This is a genomic window from Kribbella alba, from assembly GCF_039529635.1.
GTDB classification, from domain to species: domain Bacteria; phylum Actinomycetota; class Actinomycetes; order Propionibacteriales; family Kribbellaceae; genus Kribbella; species Kribbella alba.
In genome coordinates this window covers 93,487-109,806 of record NZ_BAAANE010000015.1, presented here as the reverse complement: position 1 = coordinate 109,806, position 16,320 = coordinate 93,487, and the positions used below count along the sequence as shown (strand labels likewise).

Here is a 16,320-nt window from a genome sequence, read left to right as displayed (position 1 = left end):
GCTCCCCTTACTTCTTCGCTTGGCGTGAGCGATAGCGCTCAGCTACGTCGTCGGCGAGCACCTGCCCGCGTTTCAGCGCTTCGTCCACGCTCATCCGTCCGGCGATCGCCGAACTGACGTCCTGGCTGACCTGCGTGCCGAGGTCCGGGAACTCCGGGATGTCGATGAACTGGATCCCGATCGCGGGCCGCGGCTGCGCACCCGGGTTCCGCGGGTCCGCGGTCTCGATCGCCTGTTTGGTCGGCTGCGCGAACGCCGCCGCTTCCTTGAGGTACGACGGGTTGGTGTACGTCGAGGCCCGCTTGCCGGCCGGGACCCGGGACCAGCCGAGCTGCTGCCCGACCAGTTCCTCGTACTGCTTGCTCGAGGCCCAGGAGACGAACTTCCAGGCGTTGTCCTTCTTCTTGCTGGCCTCCTGGATCGCCCAGGACCACGTGTAGAGCCAGCCGGAACTGCTGGTCTTGACCGTCGGCGCCAGGGCGTACCCGATCTTCCCCTTCACCGGGGAGTTCGGCGCCTCGAGCGAGCCGGCAGCCGACGTCGCGTCGTACCACATCGCCACGTTGCCCTGGACCAGGTTGTTCAGGCACTCGGTGAAGCCGGCCTGCGGCGCGCCGAGCTCGCCGTGCGCGCGGACCAGGTCGACGTAGAACTTGGTCGCCTCGGTGAACTCCGGCGCGTTCACCTTCGGCTGCCAGTCAGCGGTGAACCACGTGCCGCCGAACGTGTTCACCACCGTGGTCAGCGGCGCGAAGAGCTGTCCCCAGCCGGGCTGGCCGCGCAGGCAGATACCCCTCATCCCGGGCTTGGCGTTGTCCACCTTCGCCGCGATGTCGGCGACCTGCTGCCAGGTCGGCTTGGCCGGCATCGTCAGGCCCTTCTCCGCCAGGACGTCCTTGCGGTACATCAGGAAGGAGGACTCGCCGTAGAAGGGCTCGCCGTACACCTTCCCGTCCGTGGCGGTGAGCGACGTGGTCATCGACTTCAGCACGTCGTCCTGGTTGAAGGTCGGATCCTTGGCGATGTAGTCCGACAGCGGCGCGATCCACTTGCTGGTCGCGTAGATCGGGATCTCGAAGTTGCTCAACGACGCCACGTCGTACTGACCGGCCTGGCTGGAGAACTCCTGACTGATCTTGTCCCGGACGTCGTTCTCCGGCAGCACCGTGTAGTTGACCTTGATCCCGGTCTGCTTGGTGAAGTTGTCCGCGGTGAGCTTCTGCAGATCGACCATCTGCGGGTTGTTCACCATCAGCACGGTGACGCTGTCCGCGCCGCCGCCACCCCCGCCGCCGCCCCATCCGGCGCAGCCACTGACCGCACCCGCGAGGAGGAGCGCGACGGCCGCACTCCCGATGCGCTTCCGCTGTTCCAGCACGAGCTGCTCCTTCGCTTCGTCGGCTGTTGTCTTCGAAACCCCAGGGTCGGACGCTCATATGAGCAGCGCGCTGCTCATAGCCGAGTGAACCCGGTGTGGATGAGCCTGTCAAGAGTCTGTGCAACACTAGAGCGCAGGCATGCTCAGTTGAGCGCGGGAGGTCTTAGATGGAGCCGAGCACCTTCACCGGCGGGCCGTCGCAGCTCGTCCTGACGGCGTCGATCGCGCGCCGGTACTACGTCGACGGCCGGTCCAAGGTCGAGATCGCCGACGAGTTCCGGCTCAGCCGGTTCAAGGTGGCACGATTGCTCGAGCAGGCCCGCAGCAGCGGTATGGTCCGGATCGAGATCAGCCACCCGGGCGCGATCGACCTCGACCTTTCCTCCCGGCTGCAGGAGGCCTTCGGACTTCGGCGGGCCATCGTGGTCGACACGCCGGAAGAGGATCCCGCAGCCCTGCGGCTCCAGCTGGGCAGGGCCGCCGCCGACCTGCTGACCGAGATCGTCACCGCGGAGGACGTGCTCGGACTCGCCTGGGCCCGGGCCGTCACCGCGATGACCGAACAGCTGATCTCCCTGGCTCCGGTCCCCGTCGTCCAGCTCACCGGCGCACTGACCCGTCCGGACGTGGAGGCGAACTCGGTGGAGTTGGTGCGGAACGTCGCCCGCCTGTCGGGCGGCGCGGCGTACCTCTTCTATGCGCCGCTGGTGGTGCCCGACGCCGCCACCGCGCGGGCGCTGCGCCAGCAGCCGGAGGTGGCCGACGCGATCAGGCACTTCGAATCGGTGACCAAGGCTGTGGTCGGGCTGGGCGCCTGGTCAGCGGGCCACTCGACGCTGTTCGACGCGATGGACAAGAAGTCCTGCGACCAGCTCCGTCGGGCCGGTGTCGTCGCCGACATCTCCGGGGTGTTCGTCAACGCCGACGGGGAGCCGGTGCAGAGCCGGGTCGCCGATCGCGTGGTCGCGATCAACGCCGCGCAGATGGCGGCGATCGACGAGGTGGTCGCGATCCCCTACGGGATGGCGAAGGTCCAGGCGGTCCGCGCCGCCGTTCGCGGCGGGCTGGTCAACGGCGTCGTCACGCATGCTCCGCTCGCGAGAGCGTTGCTGGACAGGACCGACTGAACCACGATGCCCAAGAGCGAGACTCCGCTGCTCGGTGGCACGGCCAACCGTGGGCAGGTGGTGCGGGTCGGCGACACCGTACGCCGTCCACTCCGCCCGAGCAGTCCGGCGACGCACACGTTGCTCCAACACCTCGAACGGGTCGGCTTCAGCACCGGTTCGGAGGGCGCGCCCACCTTGCTCGGGATCGACGACCAGGGCCGCGAGGTGCTGACGTACCTGCCGGGCGCCACCGTCACCCCGCCGTACCCGGCCTGGTCGATGACCGACGCGGCGCTCGACAGCGTCGCCGGTCTGCTCAGGCGGTACCACGAGGCCATGATCGGCTTCGACCCGGACGGCCACCCCTGGGCCGAGCCTGTGCCGGCGGCGTACGTCGACGGCCTGGTCAGCCACAACGACCCGAACCTGGACAACTTCGTCTTCCGCGACGGGGTTGCCGTCGCACTGATCGACTTCGACCTCGCCGGACCCGGCTCGGCGCTCTGGGACGTCGCCGCGGCGATCCGGCTGTGGGCTCCGCTGCGCCCCGACGCCGACATCCACGACGCCCGCCACGGCCGGACCCTGGCCCGGCTCCGCCGCTTCGCCGACAGCTACAGCCTCGACGAGACGGACCGGGCTCGCCTCATCGACGCTGCGGCCGAGAACCACATCTGGTGCATGGACTATGTCCGCCGCGGCGCCGAGGCCGGACACCCTTGGTTCCACCAACGCTGGACCACCGGCGAAGCGGAACTGACAGATCGCACCAACACCTGGTTCGCCAACCACGACGCCCAACTACGCCAGGCGCTCCTGCGCTGAACAGGGCGACGCTCAAGCAGTCCGCTCATCCGACGCCACCTGCTCGCGGGCAGCCCGAGCGGCCCGAGCGGCGTGGCGCGCCTCTTCAACCCCTTCGCGATAGGACTCCTCCAGCCGGCGCACCCAGAACGGGAGGAAGACCGCGGGACCGGTCAGGTAGACCGTGAATTCCTGATCCGCGGCACCCTTCGACGCCAGGAACGAGCAAACGGTCAGCCCGATCAGCACCATCCAGCCGTTGCGGCTCAGCCAGGGGCCGTCGTCGGCGATAAGGGGAAACCGGGAGACGGCAGCGACGGCAGTCAGGAGGGCGGTGAGGATCACTGTCGCCACCATGCAGGCTGCGGCCCAGACTCGTCCGTCGGTCCAATACGCGTCGTGCCGAATCATCCGCACGCTTTCCACGCCCACCGAAACCGCGACGACTCCGTAGGCCAGCGCTCCTCCCCAGGTCAGCCGCTCAGTCATCAGGCGCCCTCCGCCAAGTCGTGCCGGTCGGCGCGATGTCCTCAGTATCGGGACCCAGAGGGTCGGCGTTACCCACCGAGCGTCATCGAGCCCCGATGACGGAGAATGGCGCGGGTGAGTGCGCGTGTGGTGTTGCTGGCCGGGCCGTCCGGGACAGGGAAGTCCCATCTGGCCGAGCTGGTGGGGCTTCCGGTGGTTCGCCTGGACGACTTCTACCGGGACGGGGACGACGAGGCGATGCCGCGCTCGCCGCTCGGGATCGTGGACTGGGACCACCCCGGATCCTGGGACGCGGACCGGGCCATCGCTGCACTGGAGACACTCTGTACCACGGGGTCGGCGGACCTGCCGATCTACGACATCTCGGTGGACGGAACCGTCGGGCACCGGCCGGTGTCGACCGAGGGCTCACCGCTGGTGATTGCCGAAGGCATCTTCGCGGACCAGATCGTGGCAGCGCTGCGGGAGCGGAACCTGCTGGCCGCGGCGATCTGCGTCCGGCACCACCGCCTGGTGACGTTCGTCCGCCGCTTCCAGCGCGACCTCCGCGAGCACCGCAAGCCGCCGTTCACCCTGCTCCGCCGCGGTCTCCTCCTGCTCCGCGACGACCCTCGGGTGGTCCGGCGCTGCCTCGACGCCGGCTGCGAACCCCTTCACCCCAAGGCCGCCCGCCGCCGCATCACCGAACTCCTGGCCACGGCCAGGGCCCGGTGACGTCATCACGCCATCAGCTCGCGAACCCGCGGGATGACCTCGGTGCCGTAGAGCTCGATGTTGGTCATGATCGCGCCCTGCCCGAGACCGCCCATGCCGTATTTCAGATCGAAGCGGTTGGCGCCCAGGGCAACGAGATTCGTCGCGATCTTCTGCGCAACGGTTTCTGGCGATCCGACATAAAGGGCTCCGTGTGGCCCGATCTCCTGCAGGAAGCTGTCCTTGGTCGGAACGGCGAACCCACGGGTCTTGCTGACGTGGCGGATGACCTCCAGGTAGCGCGGCCAGAACTCCTCGCGCGCCTGCTCATCAGTGGCTGCGACATGGCCGGGCGAGTGCACGCCGATGGGTAACGGGTCCCGGCCGAACTTTTCCAGGGCTTGATGGAACAGCTGCGAGAACGGCGCGAACCGCGACGGGCTGCCGCCGATGATCGCGAGCATCAGTGAGAAGCCGTAGTGCGCGGCGCGGATCACCGACTGCGGGCTTCCACCGACACCGATCCAAGTGGGCAGCGGCTGCTCGGTGTGCGGTACGACGTCCTGGTCGTGCAGCGACGCGCGCGTCTTGCCCTGCCAGTTGACCGGACTGCCCTTGAGCAACTCGGCGAAGAGGTTCGCCTTCTCCTCGAAGAGGTCCTCATAGTCGGCAAGGTCGTACCCGAACAGCGGGAACGAGTCGATGCTGGAACCCCGCCCGAGGATGACCTCGGCCCGGCCGCCGGAGACGGCGTGGAGGGTGGAGTAGCGCTGGAACACCCGGACCGGGTCGTCCGAGCTCAGCACCGTGACCGCTGAGCCGAGGTGGATGCGGCCCGTCCGCGCGGCGATCGCACCGAGCACGACGTCTGCGGCCGACAGCGGGAAGTCGTCGGTGTGGTGTTCGCCGATGCCGAAGAAGTCCACGCCGACCTGATCGGCCAGGACTCCCTGGTCGACGAGGTCCCGGATCGTCTGCGCGTGCGAGAGCGGGCGATCGTCCTCGTCGTGGGTGACATCGCCGAAGGTGTCCAGACCGAGCACGAGCGGGAACTCGCCCGCGGCAGTCGCGGCGGTGTCTGAAAGTGGTGTGGTCACGTCGATCTCTCTGGCTGGTGGGAAGTCTGATGAGTTGAGCGCGTACTACGCCGCTCGGGCGGTCGCGGCCGACTCGAAGTCGGTGCGGCGCAGGGACACTCCGAAGACCGGGCCGCCCGGCTCGAGGATGCGGCCGTCTCTGAGGCTGCCCAGCGGGACGGCGTCGTAGCCGATGCGCTCGACCAATCCCGCGACGAGATCGACCGCGCCGGAGTCGTCGCCGGCGACGCCGAGCGCGCGGCGGTCAGGCGAGCCCGCGGACCGGCGGTCGTCTTCGAGTTCGTGATAGCCGGCGTGGTTGAAGGTCTTCACGACCGTCGAGTCGACAAGCCGCTGCTGAACGATCTCGCTGCTGCCGTAGCGGCGATCCTCGCTGCCGTACCGGCGCTCCTCGAACATCTCCTGGACGCCGTCGACGGGTGGCCAGTAGTTCATCGTGTCGACGACGAGCTTTCCGGCCACCAGGGCTGGGTCGAAAGTGGCGAACTTGTGCAGCGGGATCGCCAGCACCACCAACTCAGCGTCCTTGACGGCGTCGGCCGCCCAGCGCGCGTCGGCGCCGGGGACCAGTACCTGGGTGATGAGGGCGATCTTCTCCGGATCACCGGAAGCGGCGATCGAGACCTGATGTCCGGCTGCGATCGCCACCCGCGCGATCGCCGGCCCTACGTGTCCCGCACCCAGTACGGCGATCCGAGGCAGCTTCGGGAAGGCAGTCAGGCCGAGTCTCACAATCACTCCCCAATTGGTTGATGCATCAACTCTAGCACTGTGGGTTGACGCGTCAACCTCCGCGTCGAGGAGGAGTCCCGAGTCCCAGCGGCTGAGGCGGCGACTCAGTGCGGTGAGGTGCTGACTCCTTGCGTATTCGCCTCGTGTTCACCTTTGTCTGGTCCGATCAGGTTCCCTGACCTGCCGGAGGAATCGTGAGGCGTGCTGCTCCCAGCGTCGCCGCTGTGGTGACGACTGTGCTGCTGGGTTCGACCGTCCTGACCGGCTGCTCGAGTGACGCGGGCGCTGTGACCACCAACGGAGGCGCCGGCGCGGGTGCCCCGTCGGCACCGCCCGCCACCGCGGAACCGGCGAGCACCCTCGCCGGGCTGATCGTCGTACCGGCCGGGTATGTGAAGGCCGGGTCACCCGATCCGGACCAGCTCACCGGGCCCTTCGACGCCGAGAGCTATCTGGGCACGCTCTCGTCGACCCCGTCCGAGGATCGCGCCTTGTTGCTGAACGCAAGCTTCATCGAGGGCTACCAGGCCTACCGGGTCAGCGCGGACAAGAAGAAGCGGTTCACCGTGCAGCTCTTCAAGGCGGGCTCGAAGGCGAAGGCAAGGGGCCTGCAGCAAGGGTTCTGGCAGCAGGACAGCCACAGCCGCTCGTTCGCCATCCCTGGTGTGCCCGAGGCGATGACGGACGCCCGGGTGGTCGTGAGCGGCTCGGCCAACCGGTCCGAAGCGATCGCCGAGGCGAGCTTCGTGGTCGGCGCGCTGGTCGCCGAGATCAGCGTCCACCAGACCGGCGAAGTCACCGCCGACCTGGTTCCCGACACGGCCCTGATTTCCTCGATCGCCAAGCAGCAGAAGGCGCTGCTGACCCGCAACTCGGGCTGACCGGCCTCTCCCCGATCAGCCCTGTGCTGGTCAGCCGGCGCGGCGGGCGCGGCTCGCGCCGGTCGGCAGGAGCTCCTCGATCAGTGCCTCGGTCTCGGCGCTCAGCACCAGTCCATGCTTCAGCACTCCCTCGCCCAGTGCTTGGACCACCTGTTCGGTCGCCGCGACCCCGCCGTACCTGTGCTCGGCCAGGAGCAGGTCCCGCCACATCAGGTCGGAACTGCCGGTCAGCCGGAGACCCGCCCGGGCAGCGCTGACGGCACCCGCCGGGTCGTCGTCCCCGAGGGTCAGCTGGGCCAGCCGGTGCGCCGTGTCGACAACGAGGTCGGGCACCATCCGCTCAAGGTGCACGCGCGCGATCCACGAGTAGCCGCCACGCGGCCTGCCGCTGAGGAACGGTCCACGCACCAGGTGCAGGCTGCGCCGGAGGAGCTCGCGCTCGTCCCGGACCGTCTGCGCGGTGCGGCTGCGGCGGACCAGCTCGCAGAAGCAGTCCCAGTCGACCGCCACCTCAGGGCCGAGGTACAACCGGCCGCTCGCGTCCTGACGCAACTGGTGCCCGCCTTGCGAGTCCGTCCCTAGCCACTGGCGGACGCGCTCGACAGTCGCGTCCCGGACCTCGGCCGTGACACCACGGGGCCAGACCGACGCACCGAGGACGCTCGGGTGAACACCACCCGGGTGCAACGCGAGGAAGGCAACGACTTCTGTTGCCAGCGGCAACCGCTCGATCTCCAGCCGGTACGGGCTGCGGACCTCGACGGTCCCCAGTACGCCGACCCGGACGTTGGCGGTCACCCAGTTCGAGTCGTCGCCCGAGCTGCCGGTGACCGGGATCCGGACCCGGTTGGCGGCCGACGGCTGCTGGGTCGGTGTCCGCGCCGCGTCGAGGAGCTCGGTGAGCAGCTCGACGGTCGGTTCGGTCAGCCTGCTCGCCGACAGCGTCAGGTCGAGGGCCGGAATCCGCAAGGTGCCCGACTCGTCCACCTGCAACTGCCAGCGGGCACCGGTCACGTCACCCGCCACCATCAGCCCGAAGCCGGACCGGCCCCGCGAGGCCAGGGCAGCGAGCCGGTGCGCGGTGTCCTCGTTCGGCGGCGCGCCCAGGACGACGTACTGCGGTGAGGCGTCGGCCGCACGGGTCACCCGGCCGGCCAGGACCTCGGTCTCCACCCCGCCCTGCTCGAAGTCCGGCAGCACCATGTCGATGTCCGGCACCACCCGGAGCCGGTCCGCCAGGACCTCCCCGAGCGCGTCCGGCAGTCCCGAGGTGGTGACCAGGAGCTGGTCGGCCCAGGGGTTCGTCGCCAGCTGTACTGCCACCGAAGTGGCAACCTCGCGAGCGACCACCGAGTCGCCGCGCACGCTGAGCGCGCCACTGGCTGCCTCGAGATCGACCAACACGTCACGCTCGTCCTCGTCCCGGCCGAGACAGACCAGCGCGGGGTACGGCGCCGGCCCGGCGGCGTCCGCGGCGATGTCCGCCCGCTCCAACCGCCAGCGGCGGCCCTGATCGATCGCTTGCCAAGGTGCGGGGGCATCGGTGCGGGCAGGCGCCAACAGCAGCTCGATGGCCCTGTCGTCCACGACCGCGGCGAACAGCGGCGGCAGCGGGACGCTCATCGCGTCGCACTGCCCCACCAGGCGACGCAGGGCCCGGTCCAGGGCCTCGGACCGATCCGGATCGGCTCCGACTCGGAGCGCGACCTCGGCCGCGGCGGCTGCCGGCTCCGGGTCACGCCCACGCCGCCGGTACCGCTCGACGAGCAGCAGACTGAGCAGGCCGGCAGCCACGAGGCCGCCGCCGAGCAGGTCGTTCGGCATCCGCCAGCGGGGGTCCTGCTGCACCTGGCCGCTGTCGGGCTGGTGCTCGCCTCCACCCGTCGGTGCGTGGACATTGCCGTGCTGGTCACCGCCGCCCGAGGCTGGCTGGACCTCGGGAGTGTCCGGGCTGGTCTCATGATTGCCAGTTGCGTGAGTGTCCGTCGTGTGCTGAACCGGAGCCTGGATGTGCTCGACCGGCACGCGCTCCACCCCGGTCGCGTCCTCCGGCATGATCAACGTCCAGCCCGGCATGATCAGCCGCGCGAGGTGCAGGTGCTGCCCGTCGGGCTGCACCCGGTCCTTGTTGAGCTCGTAGATCTCCTTGTAGCGACGGCCATCGCCGAGGTGCTTGTCCGCGATGTCCCAAAGGCTGTCGTGGTGGTGCCCGTGCGGGGCCTTCACGACATACACCTTCTTGCCGGCCAGCGGGTCCTTGCTGGCCGTCGTGTGCTGCTCGGTGAACCGGGTCGGATCGATCCGGTCGTCGATGCTGTCCTGCTGGACCTGGGTCGTCGCACTGATCGACACCGTCGACTTGGGCTCGAGGTCGGCGCTACCGCCACCACCGGTCGCCGCAGCGGCCTGTCCGGCAGCGATGCCGGTCAGCAGCAACGCACTGACCAGGACCCTTGCCAACCGCTGGCTCCCGCCACCGAGCGGGATGGATCGCGGCACGCCGCGGCCGCGGACCGCGCTGGCGAACTCGGCGATCACGCAACTGGTGAAGTGCAGCCAGGCCAGCCAGACGACAGCACGCAGAACGGTCAGCATGGCCTCGATCCCGATCGGGGCCGTCAGGTCCTCGCGGGTCGGCCACTTGTGCGGGAAGGGCGGCAGTCCGGTCAGTACGAGGAGCGCGACCGGCACGCCGACCACGAGCAGCAGCAGCGCAACGGCTGCCAGGAACGCTCCACCCGCGGAGCGGCGCTCCGGTGCGGGCTCCTGATGGAACCGGCCTGGGTCCGGGGCGTCGGTGAACCGCGCGGGGCTCGGTCGCTGGGTCGTCATGCTCGTCTCTCCTAGCCGATCCCGGTCTCGGGCGTCGCGGTGGCGTCGCCGCGGACGGTGAACGTGTTGATCCCGACCAGCGACAGGATCGCGGTGTCGACCGACGCCTCGGCGGACGTGGACACCTCGTTGCCGTTCACAACCACTGAGATGTTCGTGTACCCACGCTGGCTGAGGAAGTCGGTGGCCACAGCGGTCGCCTTGGCCGGGTCGACCGCCAGCACGCCGGTGCCTCGCAGCGTATCGACGTCGATCGCGTTCGCGCCCGAGCGGGCCGCCTGCTCCGCGTCATCGGTCAGCTGGCTGCGCTTGTTCAGCGCGAGGCCGCCGTCCACCACCAGGCCGGCGCCGACCATCAGGACGGCGGCGAAGCCGAGCATGAAGACGGTCGCCGAGCCTCGCTGGCTCCTGCGACGCGAGCGCAGCCATTGGGCGAGCCAGGTCATCCCGTCCTCCGGTACAAGTCGATCGGTGCCGAACTGCTGATCGTCACGGTCTTCGAGCCGGGCAGTCCGATCAGCCCCAGCCCGTCGTACGAGACCTCACAGCTGATGGTGACGGTCAGCATGCCGCCGGACACGAAGTCGCCGTCCAGTGTCGCGCCCGAACAGGCTCCGACATCCTGCAGTGAGGCGGCCGCGATGTCCACCGCCGCTGCCTCCCCCGCGCTCCGGGTGCGTTCGAGGGTGGCCGCGCGGACTGCATCCCGGGTCGCCGCCTCGATGTCGCCGCGAACCGAGACATACCGGCCGCCGGCGACGACCAGCATCATGAAGGCCATCATCACCGGCGCGAGCAGCACGATCTCGACGGCCATCGAGCCCCGCTCGCGCCGCCGCGACCATCGACGCTCAGTTGTCCGCACGGAACTCCTCCAGCGGTCCCTGCACGACCTGGGTGACGGTCGGCGGGTCGACGAACGGCGTGATCTTCTGGGCATGACCCGTCACCACGACGCGCACCTGCTGGGTGCCGACGGGGGTCACGACCACCTGCACGTCCTCCAGGATGCCCTTGCCGATGCGGTTGGTGTACTCCAGGCCGGCCGTCTCGGCCTGACCCCGGTCCAGCGTCGTCCGCGCCACCCGGGCCGTCTCCCGGGCCGCCGCCGACGCGGCCTGGTTGCCCAGGTAGATCAGCGAGAACTGGATCGTGATGAAGATCGCCAGCATGAGGATGGGCATGTAGAGGACGAGCTCGACGGTGCTCGCGCCGCGCTCGTTCCGCTTCCTCTTCCTAGCCCAGCCGGAAATCTTCATGCTGTCTTGTCAGCCCAGGTCGATGCTGTTGGCCTTGGCGGTCAGCCTGCTCAGGATGATCGCGCCGACCGCGATCGCGACGCCGATCAGCAGCGCCGTGATGAGCACCCACTCGACCGCGGACGCACCGGCCTCCGACCTGCGGGCGTGCTGGATCCGGCCTTCGACCAGGACCTTGAGCAGGAGGACTGCCTGGTTGGTGGGGTTGAACATGGTCATCACTCCTCAGTGAGGATCTAGGTTCACAGCCCGACCACGCGGGCTACAGCTGGATAGGTCAGGAACAGCAGGAATCCGACGCACAGCAACATCTGTGCCATCAGCATGGACTGGGACCGTGCCTGCGCACGGCCTTCGGTATCGGCCAGCTCCCGTCGGCGCATCGAGACCGCACGGGCCACCAGGGAGTCGCGCACCTTCGCGCCGTCCTCGGCGACCAGTGCCAGCGCCGCCGAGAGATCTCGCAGCTCGTCGATCGAGACCTCCTCGCCGAGCTCACCGAGCGCCGCCCACGGAGTGATCCCCTGCAGGCGAGCAGTCTCGAGGGTGTCACGGATCCGGACGAACGCCCAGCCGTCACTGATCCCCGCGGCCGACGACAACGCCTCCGGTACGCCGCGGCCGCCGGCGAGGTTCATCGCCACCAGGTCCAGGAAGGAGCTGACCACGTGCCGGAAGTCGCGCCGACGGTCAGCGGCCACGGCTCGCAGTTGAACCGTCGGCAGGATCGCGCCGACCACCGCACCGACGACCGACAACCACAGCGGGATCACGCCCGGCAGGCTGCCGGTCACGACGCTGACCGGCACGAGCAGGATGATCGGCACGACGAAGCCGACCAGCCCACCCACCAGGCTGGTCGCCAGGTGTGTCTCCAGCGACCGCCCGGCGATGCCGAGGTCGGCCCGGATGGACGGCGGCAATTGGATGCCTCTGGCATCGAGTGCCCGGCGCAGGCCGGATCCCAGCCGCCGCATCCGTAGCGACTCCTGCTGGTGCCGGCGGTCCGCGGTCAGGCTCACCTCGTTGCGGTAACGCCGGCGGTCCGCGTCGAGCTGCAGCAGACCCGCAGTACCGCTCGGGGTGGAGCCGGAGACATACCGGATCAGCACCAGCAGCCCCGCGCCGACCATGGCGCCGGCAAGCATCACCAGAGTCATCTCGTACCCCCTGGATCCGCGGACGCCACCCGGTCGCGGGCGTGCAGGAATCGTTCCGGCACTTCGAAGCTGGCCAGCCGCCGGAGCCAGACGAAGCCCGCGGCGAACAGTCCGAGGATGATCAGCAGCATCACCTGCCCGACCGGCGTGGAGTAGGGCGCCACGTACTTCTTGTTGAACAGTGACAGCCCGAGCACGAAGGCCACGGTGACGAACATGACGATCTGGACGCTGCGCCGCGTACCGCGCCGGCCGGCGTTGACCCGCTGACGCATATCGAGCGCCGCGCGGGCCGACTCCGACAACGAGGTCAGCACCTCGCGCAGACCGGGACCACGGAGGCGGGCGTTCAGGATCAGACTCGCGACGATGAGGTCGACACTGGAGTCGTTCATCTCGTCGGCGAAGCGCTGAAGGGCCTGCGGCAGTGGAACACGAACCCTGAGACGGTCCGCCAGTGCGGTCAGTTCCTTCGAGATCGACGGCGCCGCGGCATAGGCCGTGGCCGGGATCGCCTGTTCGAGTCCGACCGCGCCCGCCACCGTGTCCCGCAAGGACTCGGTCCAGGCGGCCAGTCCCTCCAGCCGGTTGATCGCCTTCGCCTCCGCGCCGGCTCCGCCGAACAACGCCGGCCAGACGAACACCAGAACTGCCACGGCCGCGGCCGCCACCGGCCACCGGGTGAGCAGTAGGATCAGGAGACCGACGCCGGCGGCGATCGGCACCCGGATCCCGGCTTTCCGCAAGGCCTCGAGCAGCGGCGACGGCGGCTTCATCTCAGCCTCGTCCTCGCGCGGGACGAGAGACAGGATGAGCAGCAGGACTCCCCCGCCTATCACCGCACCGAGCAGGATGACCAGCAGCAAGGTCGCGGACGGACCCGTCATGACGCCCACCCCGCGGGAGCCGAGGCGCGATACCCGACGGCCTGCAACTCGGGCAGGCAGCTGATCGGCGCGGCCGGCTGCGCCAGCCCGTCCGGTCCGGCCTGGAAGATCTCGCTGGACAGCACCCGTCCGTCGACGCCGTTGACCTCACGCACCGAGGTGATGATCCGGCGCAGCTCACCGCCGGCCGAGAACTCGTTGCGCCGTTCGACGAAGACCACGAAGTCGATCGCACCGGCGATCAGCATCATGGTGGCGTCGGCGGGCAGTCGCTCGGCGGACTGGATCGCGTAGGTGCAGATCCTGTTGAAGACCTCCAGCGAGGAGTTCGCGTGGATGGTCGACAGCGAGCCGTCGTTGCCCTGGCTCATCGCGTTCAGCATGGTGACGATCTCGTCGCCGAGCACCTCACCGACGATCACCCGGCTGGGGTTCATGCGGAGGCTGCGACGGACCAGGTCGGCCATCACGATCGCGCCCTGCCCCTCGGAGTTCGGCAGTCGCTCCTCCATCGACAACACGTTCGGGTGCAGGTCCTCGAACTCGCCGAGGCCCAGCTCCAGCGCCCGCTCGACGGTGATCAGGCGCTCCTCCGGCGGGATCTCGTTGGCCAGCGCCCGCAGCAGCGTCGTCTTACCGGCGTTGGTCGCGCCGGCGATCATGATGTTCTTCCGGGCGGCCACCGCGGCCGACAGGAACGAGGCCAGGTCCGGCGACATCGTGCCGTACTCGACCAGCATGTCCAGGCTCACCCGGGACAGCCGGGCACGCCGGATCGACAGCGACGGCCGCGCGCAGACGCCCATCAGGGCCGACAAGCGGCTGCCGTCCGGAAGACGCAGGTCCAGCTGCGGGTTCGCCGAGTCGAACGGCCGGCTGGCCAGGCCCGAGTAGGCGGCCAGCGTCTGGATCAGCTCGACCAACTCGTCGTCGGACTCCGCGACCGGATCGCCCAGCTCCTCGTGGCCGTCCGCGAAGCCGACGAAGACCCGGTCGCAGCCGTTGATGTCGACGTTCTCCACCATCGGGTCGTCGAGCAACGGCTGCAGGCGGCCGACTCCGAACAGCGCGGCGTGGATGCCGTCCGCGAGCTCCTGCTCCTCGAGGGCACTCGGCGGGGTGCGACCAGAGGCGATCTCACCCCGGGCGTGGGTTTCGAGGACCCGGCCGACCACCGCGCGAGCGAACTGCCGCTCGTCCTCCGCGGTCATCTGCGGCAGGCCGTTGGCGGTATCCTCCCGGCGCTGCCGGGCGAGCACCTCGGCGACCTCTTCGCGCAACCGGCGTACCAGCGACTGATCCATCTCAGGCGACTCCCCAGTCCTCGGTGGCCTTGGCGCTCTGCGCCCCGAGCTTGCGCAGCCGCTCCGCGATACCTGCCGCGGAGCGCAGCAGCAGCGATGACCTTGCCTTGCGGCCGTCCCCGGTCCGGACCGCCTCGGCCGCCTTGTCGTCATCGGCCAGGATGCCCAGCACCCACGCGGGCAGCCGGGCCCGGTCCAGAATGCCCTGGACCTCGCCGACCACGCGGGAATCCCGGTACGACGTGACCAGGGCGACACCGACCGGTACGGCGTCGTACGTGCCGAGCTGGAGCACCTCGGAGAACCCGCGGATCCGCTCGCGCAGGTGCGACAGGCCCTCGACGGTGGGCCGGGCGACCAGCAGCAGGGCATCCGCGTTCTGCAGCACCGGAACGGTGGCGGAGCCGGGCATCAGCCGCCCGCAGTCCGCGATCACGTCCCGTCCGGGCACTGATCGCAGTGAACGGGCCAGGTGCTGCCAAGCCGGGCCGAGACCCTGCACCTGACTCGGCGAGGTGACACCGACCAGCACCTCGAGTCCACCGGACAGCATCTGCACATGGTCGGCCAACTGGACCTCAGTGCTCCCTCGGCGTACAGCTGCACCGAGGGAGAGCAACCCGCGGTCGGGATCGAGCGGCACACCCTCCTGGTCCCGGTACCGCAGCGCGATGTCGCCCCCGGCGGGGTCGAGATCAGCGAGGATCGGATCGCCCTGCCAGGCGCCGGCGAGCGCCACGGAGGCGGTGGTGACGCCCGGCGAGCCCTTGGCCGCGGCGACGACATACAGCCCCATCTACTTGTCCTCCACCGAGGTGCCGCTCTTCAGCAGCGCCACCGCGATCCGGTTGTTGCCGGAGGCATCGGTCACCGCCTTGACCAGTTCCCGGTCGACGAGCACGGTGGCAGTCTGCGCGGCGGAGGACTTGCTCCCCAGGCCGGCACTGTCGGTGGCCTGCTTCGGGACGTCGAGAACGGTCGCGGTGCCGAGCACCACCGGGTTCTGGTTGCCTTGGCTGATCCGGACCAGTTCGACCTGGTCGCCGGACTTCAACCCGGCGGCCGGGATCCGGCCGCCGACCAGGACGATGCCCACCGCTGCCTTGCCCGGCGCGATCGGGTCCGTCCGCGTCAGCTGACCGGGATCGAGCAACTGTCCCTTGATCAGGTTGACCTTGGCATAGGCGCCGATGATCTCCTTCGCCCGGTCGGCCGGGACCAGAGTCAGCGAGTCGCCGGCCACGCGCGTCTCGGCCAGGTCCTTGACGGTGATCTGCTCACCCACGCCGACGTTCTGGGAGATCTGGATGACTGCCTGGCGCTCATCCATCCTGATCGCCAGCAGACCGGCGATCAGGGCGCCGCCGACGATCAGCAGCGCCGCCAGCGCCGCGATCGCCGGGCGCCGCCGCTTGGTGTTCGTCGGCAGTCTGCCACCGGGCTTCCGGGTGGTTCCGACGCCTCGTTCGGCGCGCTGGCGCTGCCGGTCGACGGTTTCTGTGCCGGTGGTGGTGGACATCTGCCCCGCTCCTTGAAAATCCGCGGGGCAACTCTGTGCCGGTTCGGCGCAGTCGCCCCAGCCTGGCGTCGGTCAGACACTATCGTCCGGGTGGGGTCAGAATCGCCCCCGGCCCTGACTGTCAGCAGGCTTGCGTCACGCCTCGTACCTCGAAGTCGGCGCTCGAAGCCGGCCCT

At 69.4% G+C, this 16,320-nt stretch carries 18 protein-coding genes; 4 read left to right on the top strand and 14 right to left on the bottom strand.

Going from position 1 to position 16,320, the window contains the following annotated elements; genetic code table 11:
- Nucleotides 1–7: 7 nt before the first annotated feature.
- Complete coding sequence (locus ABD210_RS31180) at nt 8–1,378, bottom strand: ABC transporter substrate-binding protein (protein WP_344116497.1); 1,371 nt, start codon at nt 1,376–1,378, stop codon at nt 8–10.
- A gap of 167 nt (nt 1,379–1,545) precedes the next feature.
- Here ABD210_RS31180 and ABD210_RS31175 point away from each other — a divergent pair, with 167 nt between their 5' ends.
- Together ABD210_RS31175 and ABD210_RS31170 are read left to right on the top strand one after the other, a co-directional pair.
- Nucleotides 1,546–2,505 carry a sugar-binding transcriptional regulator gene (locus ABD210_RS31175; protein WP_344116495.1) on the top strand — a complete coding sequence of 320 codons (960 nt, stop codon included), beginning with the start codon at nt 1,546–1,548 and terminating at the stop codon, nt 2,503–2,505.
- A gap of 6 nt (nt 2,506–2,511) precedes the next feature.
- Nucleotides 2,512–3,312, top strand: coding sequence for a phosphotransferase (locus ABD210_RS31170; protein ID WP_344116493.1), 801 nt, complete (start codon nt 2,512–2,514; stop codon nt 3,310–3,312).
- Between the two features lie 12 nt (nt 3,313–3,324).
- Here the strand turns inward: ABD210_RS31170 and ABD210_RS31165 are convergent, their stop codons facing one another.
- Nucleotides 3,325–3,780, bottom strand: coding sequence for a hypothetical protein (locus ABD210_RS31165; protein ID WP_344116491.1), 456 nt, complete (start codon nt 3,778–3,780; stop codon nt 3,325–3,327).
- Between the two features lie 114 nt (nt 3,781–3,894).
- Here ABD210_RS31165 and ABD210_RS31160 point away from each other — a divergent pair, with 114 nt between their 5' ends.
- Nucleotides 3,895–4,494 (top strand): uridine kinase family protein, encoded by a 600-nt coding sequence (locus ABD210_RS31160; protein ID WP_344116489.1) that lies wholly within the window; start codon nt 3,895–3,897, stop codon nt 4,492–4,494.
- A gap of 5 nt (nt 4,495–4,499) precedes the next feature.
- Here the strand turns inward: ABD210_RS31160 and ABD210_RS31155 are convergent, their stop codons facing one another.
- Together ABD210_RS31155 and ABD210_RS31150 are read right to left on the bottom strand one after the other, a co-directional pair.
- Nucleotides 4,500–5,570, bottom strand: a complete 1,071-nt coding sequence (locus ABD210_RS31155) for an LLM class flavin-dependent oxidoreductase (RefSeq protein ID WP_344116487.1) — start codon at nt 5,568–5,570, stop codon at nt 4,500–4,502.
- Nucleotides 5,571–5,615: 45 nt separating this feature from the next.
- Nucleotides 5,616–6,302, bottom strand: a complete 687-nt coding sequence (locus ABD210_RS31150) for an NADPH-dependent F420 reductase (RefSeq protein WP_344116485.1) — start codon at nt 6,300–6,302, stop codon at nt 5,616–5,618.
- A 224-nt stretch (nt 6,303–6,526) separates the two neighbouring features.
- On the opposite strand from ABD210_RS31150, the gene ABD210_RS31145 reads away from it, so the two are divergent.
- The gene (locus ABD210_RS31145; protein WP_344116483.1) at nt 6,527–7,183 is read left to right on the top strand and encodes a hypothetical protein; all 657 of its coding nucleotides are present in this window, start codon (nt 6,527–6,529) and stop codon (nt 7,181–7,183) included.
- 30 nt (nt 7,184–7,213) lie between these two features.
- On the opposite strand, the gene ABD210_RS31140 is transcribed toward ABD210_RS31145, so the two are convergent.
- From ABD210_RS31140 to ABD210_RS31095, 10 genes are read right to left on the bottom strand one after another with little or no spacing between them, the layout of a single operon-like run.
- Nucleotides 7,214–10,015, bottom strand: coding sequence for a hypothetical protein (locus ABD210_RS31140; RefSeq protein ID WP_344116481.1), 2,802 nt, complete (start codon nt 10,013–10,015; stop codon nt 7,214–7,216).
- Between the two features lie 11 nt (nt 10,016–10,026).
- Nucleotides 10,027–10,461, bottom strand: coding sequence for a pilus assembly protein TadG-related protein (locus ABD210_RS31135; protein ID WP_344116479.1), 435 nt, complete (start codon nt 10,459–10,461; stop codon nt 10,027–10,029).
- Nucleotides 10,458–10,880 (bottom strand): TadE/TadG family type IV pilus assembly protein, encoded by a 423-nt coding sequence (locus ABD210_RS31130; RefSeq protein WP_344116477.1) that lies wholly within the window; start codon nt 10,878–10,880, stop codon nt 10,458–10,460. The genes ABD210_RS31135 and ABD210_RS31130 overlap by 4 nt, the downstream gene beginning before the upstream one ends.
- The gene (locus ABD210_RS31125; protein ID WP_344116475.1) at nt 10,867–11,274 is read right to left on the bottom strand and encodes a TadE/TadG family type IV pilus assembly protein; all 408 of its coding nucleotides are present in this window, start codon (nt 11,272–11,274) and stop codon (nt 10,867–10,869) included. The genes ABD210_RS31130 and ABD210_RS31125 overlap by 14 nt, the downstream gene beginning before the upstream one ends.
- A gap of 9 nt (nt 11,275–11,283) precedes the next feature.
- Nucleotides 11,284–11,487 carry a hypothetical protein gene (locus tag ABD210_RS31120; protein ID WP_344116473.1) on the bottom strand — a complete coding sequence of 68 codons (204 nt, stop codon included), beginning with the start codon at nt 11,485–11,487 and terminating at the stop codon, nt 11,284–11,286.
- A 29-nt stretch (nt 11,488–11,516) separates the two neighbouring features.
- Nucleotides 11,517–12,434, bottom strand: coding sequence for a type II secretion system F family protein (locus ABD210_RS31115; RefSeq protein ID WP_344116471.1), 918 nt, complete (start codon nt 12,432–12,434; stop codon nt 11,517–11,519).
- On the bottom strand, nt 12,431–13,321 hold the full coding sequence (locus ABD210_RS31110; RefSeq protein ID WP_344116469.1) for a type II secretion system F family protein: 891 nt from the start codon (nt 13,319–13,321) through the stop codon (nt 12,431–12,433). Before ABD210_RS31110 ends, ABD210_RS31115 begins: the two co-directional genes overlap by 4 nt.
- Nucleotides 13,318–14,625: a TadA family conjugal transfer-associated ATPase gene (locus ABD210_RS31105; RefSeq protein WP_344116467.1), complete on the bottom strand. Its 1,308-nt coding sequence runs from the start codon at nt 14,623–14,625 to the stop codon at nt 13,318–13,320. The genes ABD210_RS31110 and ABD210_RS31105 overlap by 4 nt, the downstream gene beginning before the upstream one ends.
- A gap of 1 nt (nt 14,626) precedes the next feature.
- Entirely contained in the window at nt 14,627–15,421 is a 795-nt protein-coding gene (locus ABD210_RS31100) for a CpaE/TadZ family protein (RefSeq protein ID WP_344116465.1), read from the bottom strand.
- Entirely contained in the window at nt 15,422–16,144 is a 723-nt protein-coding gene (locus ABD210_RS31095; RefSeq protein ID WP_344116463.1) for a hypothetical protein, read from the bottom strand.
- Nucleotides 16,145–16,320 lie beyond the last annotated feature (176 nt).

What these genes read in the sequence shown, in the direction of transcription:
- ABD210_RS31175 (WP_344116495.1), top strand. Translation starts at nt 1,546, where the DNA reads ATGGAGCCGAGCACCTTCACCGGCGGGCCGTCGCAGCTCGTCCTGACG.
- ABD210_RS31170 (WP_344116493.1), top strand. Translation starts at nt 2,512, where the DNA reads ATGCCCAAGAGCGAGACTCCGCTGCTCGGTGGCACGGCCAACCGTGGG.
- ABD210_RS31165 (WP_344116491.1), bottom strand. Translation starts at nt 3,780, where the DNA reads ATGACTGAGCGGCTGACCTGGGGAGGAGCGCTGGCCTACGGAGTCGTC.
- ABD210_RS31140 (WP_344116481.1), bottom strand. Translation starts at nt 10,015, where the DNA reads ATGACGACCCAGCGACCGAGCCCCGCGCGGTTCACCGACGCCCCGGAC.
- ABD210_RS31135 (WP_344116479.1), bottom strand. Translation starts at nt 10,461, where the DNA reads ATGACCTGGCTCGCCCAATGGCTGCGCTCGCGTCGCAGGAGCCAGCGA.
- ABD210_RS31125 (WP_344116475.1), bottom strand. Translation starts at nt 11,274, where the DNA reads ATGAAGATTTCCGGCTGGGCTAGGAAGAGGAAGCGGAACGAGCGCGGC.
- ABD210_RS31120 (WP_344116473.1), bottom strand. Translation starts at nt 11,487, where the DNA reads ATGTTCAACCCCACCAACCAGGCAGTCCTCCTGCTCAAGGTCCTGGTC.
- ABD210_RS31115 (WP_344116471.1), bottom strand. Translation starts at nt 12,434, where the DNA reads ATGACTCTGGTGATGCTTGCCGGCGCCATGGTCGGCGCGGGGCTGCTG.
- ABD210_RS31110 (WP_344116469.1), bottom strand. Translation starts at nt 13,321, where the DNA reads ATGACGGGTCCGTCCGCGACCTTGCTGCTGGTCATCCTGCTCGGTGCG.
- ABD210_RS31105 (WP_344116467.1), bottom strand. Translation starts at nt 14,625, where the DNA reads ATGGATCAGTCGCTGGTACGCCGGTTGCGCGAAGAGGTCGCCGAGGTG.
- ABD210_RS31100 (WP_344116465.1), bottom strand. Translation starts at nt 15,421, where the DNA reads ATGGGGCTGTATGTCGTCGCCGCGGCCAAGGGCTCGCCGGGCGTCACC.
- ABD210_RS31095 (WP_344116463.1), bottom strand. Translation starts at nt 16,144, where the DNA reads ATGTCCACCACCACCGGCACAGAAACCGTCGACCGGCAGCGCCAGCGC.